The organism is Desulfosporosinus sp. SYSU MS00001 (assembly GCF_049943955.1).
In the GTDB taxonomy this organism is placed as follows: Bacteria; Bacillota; Desulfitobacteriia; order Desulfitobacteriales; family Desulfitobacteriaceae; genus Desulfosporosinus.
Window position 1 is genome coordinate 699,784 of the sequence record NZ_JBNFTW010000001.1, and the last position, 10,493, is coordinate 710,276.

General features: G+C 42.1%; 11 protein-coding genes and 1 rRNA gene. 11 read left to right on the forward strand and 1 reads right to left on the reverse strand.

Annotation, left to right across the window (positions count from 1 at the left end):
• Positions 1-7 precede the first annotated feature (7 nt).
• The 9 genes from dut to dapA all read left to right on the forward strand — a co-directional run bounded on the left by dut (position 8) and on the right by dapA (position 7,111).
• Positions 8-457 (forward strand): dUTP diphosphatase, encoded by a 450-nt coding sequence (dut, locus tag ACPUYX_RS03355; RefSeq protein WP_426378278.1) that lies wholly within the window; start codon positions 8-10, stop codon positions 455-457.
• A gap of 133 nt (positions 458-590) precedes the next feature.
• The gene (locus ACPUYX_RS03360) at positions 591-905 is read left to right on the forward strand and encodes a hypothetical protein (protein WP_426378279.1); all 315 of its coding nucleotides are present in this window, start codon (positions 591-593) and stop codon (positions 903-905) included.
• 7 nt (positions 906-912) lie between these two features.
• Positions 913-1,182: a YlmC/YmxH family sporulation protein gene (locus tag ACPUYX_RS03365; protein WP_426378280.1), complete on the forward strand. Its 270-nt coding sequence runs from the start codon at positions 913-915 to the stop codon at positions 1,180-1,182.
• A 112-nt stretch (positions 1,183-1,294) separates the two neighbouring features.
• Positions 1,295-2,098 (forward strand): 4-hydroxy-tetrahydrodipicolinate reductase, encoded by an 804-nt coding sequence (gene dapB, locus ACPUYX_RS03370; protein ID WP_426378281.1) that lies wholly within the window; start codon positions 1,295-1,297, stop codon positions 2,096-2,098.
• A gap of 85 nt (positions 2,099-2,183) precedes the next feature.
• On the forward strand, positions 2,184-3,095 hold the full coding sequence (dpsA, locus tag ACPUYX_RS03375) for a dipicolinate synthase subunit DpsA (protein WP_426378282.1): 912 nt from the start codon (positions 2,184-2,186) through the stop codon (positions 3,093-3,095).
• Between the two features lie 18 nt (positions 3,096-3,113).
• Positions 3,114-3,701 (forward strand): dipicolinate synthase subunit B, encoded by a 588-nt coding sequence (locus ACPUYX_RS03380; protein WP_426378283.1) that lies wholly within the window; start codon positions 3,114-3,116, stop codon positions 3,699-3,701.
• A gap of 88 nt (positions 3,702-3,789) precedes the next feature.
• A complete protein-coding gene (locus ACPUYX_RS03385; protein WP_426378285.1) occupies positions 3,790-4,779 on the forward strand; it encodes an aspartate-semialdehyde dehydrogenase in 990 nt (329 codons plus the stop codon).
• 121 nt (positions 4,780-4,900) lie between these two features.
• Complete coding sequence (gene dapG / locus ACPUYX_RS03390; RefSeq protein WP_426378286.1) at positions 4,901-6,130, forward strand: aspartate kinase; 1,230 nt, start codon at positions 4,901-4,903, stop codon at positions 6,128-6,130.
• 42 nt (positions 6,131-6,172) lie between these two features.
• Positions 6,173-7,111: a 4-hydroxy-tetrahydrodipicolinate synthase gene (gene dapA, locus ACPUYX_RS03395; RefSeq protein WP_426378287.1), complete on the forward strand. Its 939-nt coding sequence runs from the start codon at positions 6,173-6,175 to the stop codon at positions 7,109-7,111.
• A 472-nt stretch (positions 7,112-7,583) separates the two neighbouring features.
• Here dapA and ACPUYX_RS03400 read toward each other — a convergent pair whose 3' ends face one another.
• The gene (locus ACPUYX_RS03400) at positions 7,584-7,727 is read right to left on the reverse strand and encodes a DUF1540 domain-containing protein (RefSeq protein WP_088187445.1); all 144 of its coding nucleotides are present in this window, start codon (positions 7,725-7,727) and stop codon (positions 7,584-7,586) included.
• Positions 7,728-8,154: 427 nt separating this feature from the next.
• Here ACPUYX_RS03400 and ACPUYX_RS03405 point away from each other — a divergent pair, with 427 nt between their 5' ends.
• Positions 8,155-9,819 (forward strand): ribonuclease J, encoded by a 1,665-nt coding sequence (locus tag ACPUYX_RS03405; RefSeq protein ID WP_088224822.1) that lies wholly within the window; start codon positions 8,155-8,157, stop codon positions 9,817-9,819.
• A 448-nt stretch (positions 9,820-10,267) separates the two neighbouring features.
• Positions 10,268-10,493: ribosomal RNA gene (locus ACPUYX_RS03410) — 16S ribosomal RNA — on the forward strand; the annotation flags it as partial.

Consider the following 10,493-nt stretch of genomic DNA (forward strand, 5'->3'; position numbering starts at 1 on the left):
GTTTCAGATGACAAATTTGCTTAACGTTAAGATCAAAAAACTGTCACCTTCTGTGTCCCTTCCGGCTTATGCAACTTCAGCCTCAGCGGGTGTAGATTTATGTGCTTGCCTTGAAGAAAAACTCCTTCTTAATCCAGGTGACAATGTGAAGATCCCGACGGGTATAGCAATTGAGCTCCCGTGTCAAGATGCTGTTGCTTTAGTTTTTGCTCGGAGCGGATTGGCAAATCGATCTGGGATTGGCTTAACCAATGGAGTTGGAGTCATCGATTCCGATTATCGCGGAGAAATTCAAGTGTTGCTGCAGAATCTCGGCGCGAAGACGGTTACTATAAATCCGGGGGATCGTATCGCTCAAATGGTCTTTATGCCTATATTTCAGGTTCAGTGGCAAGAAGTATCAGAGCTGGGAGAATCGAATCGGGGATCAGGTGGTTTTGGCTCCACTGGGATCTGAACTTAGTGAAGTCGTACTGCTAATGCTGAACATAAAAATACGAAAAGGAGAAAAAGAAGGACTATTATATCCTTCTTTTTCTTGTTCTAGGGTGATAAGCTAAATCATACAATCCCCATGAGGGGGAATGAACATGCAGGCCCTTGGGGTTACGTTATTAATTATCGGGGTGATAATTTCAGTACGTGAGCGAAAATTTATGATCATGTGGCGCTCTAAGCCCTCATCAAATAACCAGTTAGCTACTGCCTTAAGTCAGTTAGTAGGTACAGCCGGAGGCATATATCTTTCCCTTGAACTTTTATTCTCTTTTTTGAAAATTCCCGAGGATTGGTGGAATAGCTCAAGCTTTTTTGTTGAACCCTTAGCTGTCTTTTCATTAATATTAGCTATCTTGCAACCTTTTGGCTTAAAGGTCTGGCTAAGGCTGAAGAAGATAGGGAGGTAAAGAGCGAATGTTATTAAGTGATCTGGCCGGGAAGGAAATAATAAATTTACATGACGGTGCGAAACTGGGGCTTGTCGGAGATGCAGACCTTGATATCTCATTAAATGGAACTGTTGAAGCGATCATTCTTGCCTCCCGAGGAGGATTTTCCGGGTTTTGGAGTTCAAGAGGGGATCGAGACCACGACCAGCTGGTAATTCCCTGGCAAACCATAAAAAAAGTGGGTTCAGAGGTAATTATTATTGATTTGCACGACAAGTTTGACAATAATCGCTAAAATATTCAATTTGACAGAGAACGGGATACCCAATAAAATGAAGGGAAAAGCTTTAACCCCGCATTGCGTTTGGCAACGGGGTTTTGCCTTATTATCGCAGGAGGGGTTTCCTTTGAAGAAAATCCGAGTTTTTGTAGCTGGGGCAAGTGGGAAAATGGGACAGGAAGTGATACGATCTCTTGTTAAAGAGGATGACCTAATTCTGGCAGGAGCTTCAGATACACGTCATCAAGGAATGGATGTTGGATTTGTTGTGGGCCTTCCGCGAATGGGTTTAGATATTTCTGGTCCTTTAGATGTAGAATGTTTGCGTACTTCCAATGCCGATGTTTTAGTGGATTTTACAAATCCTCAATCGGTCTTAAAGAATGCTAAAACCGCAATTATTGCTGGAGTTGTTCCAGTAGTTGGTACGACGGGTTTAGATGACGCTGAACTCGAAGAGATTCGAACTCTGGCAGTAAAGGAAGGGGTAGGGGCATTTATTGCACCAAATTTTTCTATTGGAGCAATATTGATGATGAGATTTGCACGAGAGGCGGCCAAATATTTCCCTCATGTAGATATTCTTGAGTTGCATCATGACCAAAAGCTTGATGCTCCTTCTGGAACTGCTTTAAAAACTGCTGAACTCATTTCTGAAGTTCGTCCCCCGATGGTACAAGGACACCCGAATGAATATGAGAAAATTCCTGGAGCCCGCGGCGCAGATATAGGCGGGATTCACATTCATTCAGTTCGGCTGCCGGGACTAATAGCTCATCAAGAAGTTTTATTTGGTGGATTAGGACAAGCTTTAACAATTCGGCATGACGCCTATACAAGAGAGACTTATATGCCGGGGGTTTTGCTGGCCATACGTAAAGCTGTTGACTTAACCGATCTTGTGGTTGGCCTGGAGAATTTCCTCGATTAGGTAATTGTCATGCGTAACCGCTGCTCTTCCTCCCTCATATAATGGATAGTAGTCAATGGGACACTGTCTCAAAGGGGGCATAAAGATGAGTGCGGATCTGAAAGGAATTCGTGTAGCGGTAATTGGGGGGGATGAAAGGGAACTATATTTAATTCCCGAACTTCAAAAACTGGGGGCCTACATAGTCGGGGTCGGATTTGAAAAAGCTTCGCCCATTCCGGGGGTGACATTTGTATCATCCCTTATCGAAGCGGTTGATAAGGTGGATGTGTTGCTTTTTCCAATGTTCGGTACCGATGAACGTGGGACAGTTAAAGCCAAATACTCGGCTTCTCCAATTATGCTTAACAAAGACGTACTTCAGGCTATTCCAACACGCGTTCCGCTGATTATCGGATTTGCGCGTCCGGCTTTGAAGTCCGCTGCAGAAAAAATGGGAATCCAGTTAGTAGAAACGATTTATCTTGATGAACTTGCCATTTTAAATTCCATTCCTTCTGCTGAAGGAGCTATCCAAATGGCTATGGAAGCTACGAACATTACTATTCACGGGAGTGAAAGTTTCGTTCTGGGTTTGGGACGTACCGGCTGGTCCTTAGCGAGAATGCTGAAAGGAATTGGAGCCCACGTCACAGGAGTAGCCCGTAAGCCAACAGATTTAGCCCGTGCAGTTGAAATGGGAATCAAAGGGGTACATTTTGCGGATTTGGAAGAAGAGATTGGGCGTGCGGAAATCATATTTAACACAGTCCCTCATCTTATTTTAGACCGCGTAATGTTGGAAAAGGTGGCAAAGGATGCTGTTATCGTTGATTTGGCTTCTATCCCGGGAGGAACAGATTTTGAGTTTGCTCAATTGCTGGGCATCAAAGCGATCCTTGCTCCGGGTCTCCCAGGTATTGTAGCTCCCAAATCTGCCGGCAGAATTCTTGCTCAAATTTATCCGCAACTTATTCTTCGTCACTTGACCACCATGATTGCCAATGTTCAGTCTTAAATGTGGAGGTGCGAAGGGATGCAGTTTGACGGGTTAAAAATCGGGTTTGCTCTTACTGGATCACACTGTATGTTACATGAAGTGGTCAAAGTAATGAAACGTTTGGTAGATGAAGGTGCGACTGTAACACCAATTATCTCGTATTCTGTAGATACTATGGACACTCGTTTCGGAAACGCTGATGATTGGAAACGTCAATTTAAGGAAATAACTCAGCAGGAAATTATTCACACAATACCTGGCGCCGAACCTGTAGGGCCTAAAAAAATGTTTGATTGTGTTGTGATTGCTCCATGTACTGGAAATTCCCTCGCTAAGTTAGCGAATGGGATAACTGATACTCCGGCTCTTATGGCCGCCAAATCCCATCTTCGTAATCAAAGACCTGTGGTCTTAGCTGTATCAACGAATGATGGACTAGGATTAAATGCTCGTAATATTGGAACGCTGCTTATAACAAAGAATATCTATTTGGTACCATTTGGGCAAGATAATCCTGCAACAAAAGCCAATTCATTGGTCGCTCATATGGATAAAGTTCCCGAAACAATCCTCATGGCGCTTGAAGGGAAACAGATTCAGCCTGTTCTTTGGGATTATCGATAAATCGATTGGTTTAATTAAATTGTGAGAGGGTGCCTTGTTCAAAACAAGGCACCCACCTGATCAACCCAACTTAAGGAGGAATATACGAATGTCAAATGTAGCAATTGTTGGCGCCACGGGTGCAGTCGGGCAGGAATTTTTAAAGATCCTAGCCGAACGTCACTTTCCTGTTGAAGAGTTAAGGCTATTGGCCACGAAACGATCTGCAGGGAAAAGAGTATTTTGGCAAGGTCAAGAACTTGAGGTTCAAGAAACAACTCATGAGAGTTTCAAAGGTATCGACATAGCGCTTTTTGCCGGTGGTTCTGCAAGTACGGAATTTGCTCCTTCGGCCGTAAAAAGCGGTGCAGTTGTAATCGATAACAGCAGTGCTTTTCGTCTCGATCCGGAAGTTCCATTGGTTGTCCCAGAGGTTAACCCCGAGGATGTAAAAAAACATAAAGGGATTATTGCCAACCCTAATTGTTCGACCATTATTATGGCCGTGGCTATAAAACCGATTTTTGATTTGGCAGGTATCCGGCGTATTGTGGTATCGACTTATCAAGCTGTGTCCGGAGCAGGGCGTGAAGGGATCGAAGAATTGGAAGGTGAGGTTAAAGCCTGGTCAAAAGGAGATAAAATAACGCCAGCTGTTTTTCCATATCAAATTGCCTTTAATCTTATTCCGCGCATTGATGTATTTCAAGAAGGTGACTATACCAAAGAAGAGTGGAAAATGGTTAAAGAGACACAGAAAATTTTCCATGCACCGGATATGGCAATTACCGCAACGACTGTTCGAGTGCCGGTTTTCCGCAGTCATTCTGAATCAATCAATGTCGAAACTGAAAAACTCGTTAGTATTGCCGAAATACGTGAATCTTTAAGTAAGGCTAACGGTGTTATCGTTGATGATGATCCCAGCAGTGATCGTTATCCTATGCCATGGTTTAGTGCAGATACCGATGAAGTTTATGTCGGACGATTGCGGAAGGATTTTTCAATTGCTCAAGGAATCAATATGTGGGTGGTAGGAGATCAAATTCGTAAAGGTGCGGCTACAAATGCTGTGCAGATCGCAGAACTTTTACTGTAATTTATCTGCAACTACGTAACATACAATGACTTTGTGTTGCTATGAACTTAGATCTTAATTATAAAAAGAATTAATGTAAAGGGTAAGGTTCGAGAATCGGACCTCGAAAGAGGGGGTTGTTTTGCGGATATTGGTTCAGAAGTTTGGAGGAACTTCTGTAGCGACACCAGAACGCAGGGCTCAAGTGGCATCTAAAGTTTCAGAAGCTGTGCATAGCGGATATTCTCCGGTGGTTGTTGTTTCGGCGATAGGCAGATCCGGGGACCCCTATGCCACGGACACTTTTCTCAATTTGGCAAAAGGAATTTATTCAGATTTACCCAAACGGGAATTAGATTTGTTGATGAGCTGCGGGGAAGTTATTTCCGGAACAGTCTTAGTAAGCACTCTTAATAGCATTGGCTTCGAAGCTGTGCTTTTCACCGGAGCGCATGCCGGAATTATTACCAACGATGATTTTGGCGATGCACGGATTGTTCGAGTAGAGCCGGGAGCTATTTTAGAACAATTGGAGAAGGGGAAAGTGGTTGTTGTAACAGGTTTTCAGGGCATAACGGAAGATGGTCAGATTACGACTCTTGGGCGCGGAGGAAGCGACACTACTGCTTCAGCCTTAGGAGTTGCTCTGGAAGCTGAGACGATAGATATCTACACCGATGTTGATGGCATCATGACAGCTGATCCAAGAATTGTAGAAGACGCACGGATTATTGATACAGTAACCTATAATGAAATATGTCAATTAGCTTATCAAGGAGCTAAAGTGATTCACCCCAGAGCTGTGGAAATTGCGATGCAGCGAAACATCCCACTGAGGATAAAATCCACGTTTTCCGATGCACCAGGGACCTTAGTTACAAATATGCTTCCGGATCGAGGAGTAGGTACAGATATAACTAATGATCGTATTATAACGGGGATTGCTCATACTCCCAATGTCACTCAATTGAAAGTGTTAACTGAGAATACTCCGGATCTTCATCTAACAGACAAACGGATTTTTAAGGCATTGGCGCTCGCCGATATAAGCGTAGATTTTATTAGTGTTCAGACGGAAGCCGTAGAGTTTACTGTTTCTGATGAAGTAGCCTCGAAGGCCATTAAAATATTACAGAATATGGGCTTTGAGCCGGGTGTTATTCCGAGTTGTGCAAAAGTATCCATAGTTGGAGCCGGAATTGCTGGTGTACCCGGTGTGATGGCTGATATGGTCGAAGCACTTTCAGACGCTGGTGTAACAATCTTGCAATCAGCAGATTCACATACTACTATTTGGGTTTTAGTTCATAAGGAAGACATGGCAACTGCGGTACAGGCTTTACATCAAAAGTTTCGGTTAGGTGTTTGTTAGAAAGAGGAGAGAACTGGATGTTATTGAGAAAGGATGAGTAAAATGTCTTTTGGAAGAATACTCACGGCCATGGTGACTCCTATGAGCGATACGATGGAGGTAGACTATCAAGAAGCAAAACACTTGGCGGAGTATTTGATTGCCCATGGTTCTGATGGGATTGTCGTTTGTGGAACAACAGGAGAATCTCCGACCGTTACTGAGACGGAAAAAATTGAACTTTTTAAAGTTGTCAAAGAGGCCGTGGGATCTAAGGGTACGGTCATTGCAGGAATCGGTACAAATTCCACAGACGCAAGCATATCTCTGGCCCGTAAAGCCGCAGCCACGGGCGTAGACGGTTTAATGGCAGTTGTGCCATATTATAATAAGCCTTCTCAAGAAGGGATGTTTCAGCATTTTAAGGCAATTGCCGAAGCAACGCCTTTACCTTTGATGTTATACAATGTTCCGGGAAGAACGTCAGCTAATCTCATGCCTTTAACTGTAAAACGATTGTCAGAAATACCTAACATTGTTGCTTTAAAAGAAGCGGCAGGATCTCTTGATCAGGTAAGTGAACTTAAAAGAATGTTGCCAGCCAGCTTTGCAGTTTATAGCGGAGATGACTCTATGACATTGCCGATGTTAGCGTTAGGCTGCAGCGGGATTATCAGCGTGGCAGCCCATGTGATCGGAGACGAAATGAAAGCCATGGTTGATGCTTGGTTTGCCGGAGATACAGTCAAAGCCACAGATTGGCATCTTGAACTGTTTCCAGTTTTTAAAGGAATTTTTATCACCGCTAACCCTGTTCCTATCAAAGCTCTCCTGAACATGTATGGTCACAAGGTTGGGGGGGTACGTCTGCCCTTAGTTAAGGCGACAGCAGAGGAACTTAAATTTTTGCAGGATCTTATGACTAACGTTAAACGGATAGAGCTTATGCAAAGATTGGAACTTAAAGCAGCCTCCGGAAGAGCCATGGAGCAAATGGTCTGAGAATAGGTTTATTAGTAATCAGCTTATTTGATTCTTTTAGTCCCCTATGAAGATCAAAGAATTTAATAGAATAAATTAGTTAACTCAACTCCGTACCCATTTCGGAATGGTGGTACGGAGTTTATTTTTTTGCCTGCGATTCGCAAAATCCATTGTCTTTGATTACTGAAGGATTAATTTTAATAAAAATTTTTAGTCACTCTAAATGAGATGGTTTGAAGAGCATAATCATAATGAATAAGTCATACTTTGACCAAGTGTTATATTCGCTTATGGAAACCTTAGAGGAAATGTAACCATTTCAACAATGATTTTCTTATGCTTTTACCGATTTTAAAGAATACTTTGATTTCAGAAGAAGTATGCTATTTCTAAATTCATATTATGTTTAAAAAAGATATAGCCATTACCCCTAAGGAGTAATGACTAATATACTACTAAGCTGGACGATTCCTCTGATTAATAGCAACATTTATGTTTCGCTTGGTTCATAGAAAGCACATTCAGCTTCACGATCTGCAACACTTGACGTTACACTAAGTGTCTCCAGTTGGCAATGACCTTCTTCATTGTGGCTGCAGTCTGTAGCAGAGCATACTACATTTGTATTAGGCATGATAAATTTAACCACCTTTCTCAAACAAAATCTAAGACTATAGTCTCCAGAATAAATGACTTTATTCCATATTAGGGCATTAGCATATGGATTTGGCACAATACTTTGGAGAGGATCGGATTGCTTGACTATTAGAGAAAACTGGATCAAATCTTCTAATAAATTGTAAGATTTTTTACTATTACCCCGAAAGCATTGAAGGAACTTGCCAGTAAGGGATTTGCGCGCTATAATGAAGTATATTTGTTGTGCGGCTAGTTTCATAGATGCTTTCGAAATACTGACGAACACTGGACGTCATTGTGTTCGCTTAGAGTATTTCGCTTTTTTTGTTGCCCTAATTTTGGCGTCAAAAGAAACCACGGGGATCTCCTTAGCTTTTAAGGCACAATCAAGAGATAAAATAATTTACTGGAGGTAGATTTTATTGCCCAAAGAGCATAAACTACAAATTATCCCCTTGGGCGGACTTGGGGAAATCGGCAAAAACATGACCGTCATACGTTATGATAACCAGATGGTACTTGTTGATGCTGGCCTTGCATTTCCTGAAGATGAGATGCTTGGAATTGATATTGTTATACCTGATTATTCATATTTGATTGAAAACAAAGAGATGCTTCTTGGTATCTTAATAACTCACGGACATGAAGATCATATAGGTGCATTACCTTATCTTTTGCGAGATATTGATGTACCTATTTTTGGAACTCGTCTCACGTTAGGTATTATTCAATCTAAAATGAAAGAGAGTAATTTAAATAATATCAAGGCTACTGTGGTCCAACCGCGAGATACGATCAAGCTTGGAGTATTTAGAATTGAATTTATTCGAGTCAATCATAGCATTCCGGATTCTGTTGGATTGGCTATCCATACTCCCTTGGGGACTATTGTTCATACCGGCGACTTTAAATTGGACCACACGCCTGTATCAGGAGAAATATTAGACATTCATAAATTTTCCGAGTTGGGAGATAAAGGAGTATTGTGCCTTCTCTCCGATAGTACCAATGTGGAAAGGCCTGGATTTACCCCGTCAGAAAGAAATGTTGGAGAGATGATCGACGAGGCGTTTCGTAATGCCAAAGAACGGGTTATTCTGGCGAGCTTTGCGTCAAATGTTTATCGCTTACAGCAGGCTATTACTTCAGCGGTCAAAACCAATCGTAAGGTGGCAGTTGTAGGTCGAAGCATGCTTAATATTGTTGGAATTTCTGCAGAATTAGGATACTTAGATATACCCGATGGTACGTTGGTTGATATCGATGAGATTATCGGCTTGCCTGGTAATCAAGCTTGCATTCTAACAACAGGGAGTCAAGGAGAACCCATGTCCGCGCTGACTAGGATGGCAAATCATGATCATCGTCATGTAGCTATCCAGCCTGGAGATACCGTCATAATCTCTGCAAGCCCGATACCAGGCAATGAAAAATCTGTTGCCAGAACTGTTGATCAGTTATTTAAACTCGGTGCCAACGTTATCTATGAATCGGCGGAGGGAATGCACGTTTCTGGTCATGCAAGTCAGGAAGAACAAAAATTGATGCTAAATATGGTACGCCCTAAATACTTTATGCCAGTTCACGGTGAATATCGGATGCTGATTAAGCATGCTCAATTAGCTGAACAACTGGGTGTTCCGCGCGAAGATATTTTCGTTTCTGAAAATGGAGGAATTGTTGAGTTTACACGTCACGGAGCAGCTATAGGGGGCAAGGTTACAGCTGGCAAGGTTTTGATAGATGGATTAGGTATTGGCGACGTAGGCAATATTGTTCTCAGAGACCGCAAACAGCTGTCTCAGGATGGTATTCTGATTGTCGTTATGACGATTAGTCGCTCAACAGGTGCGATTGTTGCCGGACCCGATGTAGTGACTCGTGGCTTCGTTTATGTTCGAGAATCAGAGTCTATGCTGGATGAAGCCAAATTAAAGGTTAAGCAAACCATGGCACGCTGCCGTGAGAATCATATTACGGAATGGGCTGTTCTTAAAAGTCAAATTAGGGACGCCTTAAGTAAGCAGTTCTATGAAAAAACCCGTCGCAGACCTATGATTCTGCCAATTATTCAAGAAGTCGAATAGATTTATCTTCCTTGTCATCGTTGAATAGCCTTAATTGATTGAGTTAAGCGCAAGTAAATAGCTGAATTACAGAATTCATAGTTATGTCAGGATTTTTAAGATAAAACCGGATAATTACTATGAATTCTATTGTTTTCACTGTTTTTTAGAAAACAGTTTTAAAAAATTCACTTCCTCAAGAAAAAATAAATAAAAAGTGTTGACATAGGTAAGGAAGAAGTGGTATTATAACAAAGCGCTCGAGAACAGCGCCTTTTAAATTCTCTCAAGCCTGTTGATTGAAGAAAATAGTTGTTGACAGTATTAAGAGTGAATGTTAAAATGAAATTCCGTGGTCTTTGAAAACTAAACAACAAGGACAGCCAATGAGAGAAACTCGCAAGAGTTTCAAAAAGAATCATGAAATCATGAGCAAGATATCATCTTCTTTAAAGAAGTTGAGATAACTTTTTTGGAGAGTTTGATCCTGGCTCAGGACGAACGCTGGCGGCGTGCCTAACACATGCAAGTCGAACGGAGAAATTTCTGAGTTTACTTAGAAAGATCTTAGTGGCGGACGGGTGAGTAACGCGTGGGTAACCTACCCAACAAACCGGGACAACCCTTGGAAACGAGGGCTAATACCGGATACGCTTATAAGTTGGCATCAACTTATAAGGAAAGGTGGCCTCTGA

What these genes read in the sequence shown, in the direction of transcription:
- dut (WP_426378278.1), top strand. Translation starts at nt 8, where the DNA reads ATGACAAATTTGCTTAACGTTAAGATCAAAAAACTGTCACCTTCTGTG.
- ACPUYX_RS03360 (WP_426378279.1), top strand. Translation starts at nt 591, where the DNA reads ATGCAGGCCCTTGGGGTTACGTTATTAATTATCGGGGTGATAATTTCA.
- ACPUYX_RS03365 (WP_426378280.1), top strand. Translation starts at nt 913, where the DNA reads ATGTTATTAAGTGATCTGGCCGGGAAGGAAATAATAAATTTACATGAC.
- dpsA (WP_426378282.1), top strand. Translation starts at nt 2,184, where the DNA reads ATGAGTGCGGATCTGAAAGGAATTCGTGTAGCGGTAATTGGGGGGGAT.
- ACPUYX_RS03380 (WP_426378283.1), top strand. Translation starts at nt 3,114, where the DNA reads ATGCAGTTTGACGGGTTAAAAATCGGGTTTGCTCTTACTGGATCACAC.
- ACPUYX_RS03385 (WP_426378285.1), top strand. Translation starts at nt 3,790, where the DNA reads ATGTCAAATGTAGCAATTGTTGGCGCCACGGGTGCAGTCGGGCAGGAA.
- dapA (WP_426378287.1), top strand. Translation starts at nt 6,173, where the DNA reads ATGTCTTTTGGAAGAATACTCACGGCCATGGTGACTCCTATGAGCGAT.
- ACPUYX_RS03400 (WP_088187445.1), bottom strand. Translation starts at nt 7,727, where the DNA reads ATGCCTAATACAAATGTAGTATGCTCTGCTACAGACTGCAGCCACAAT.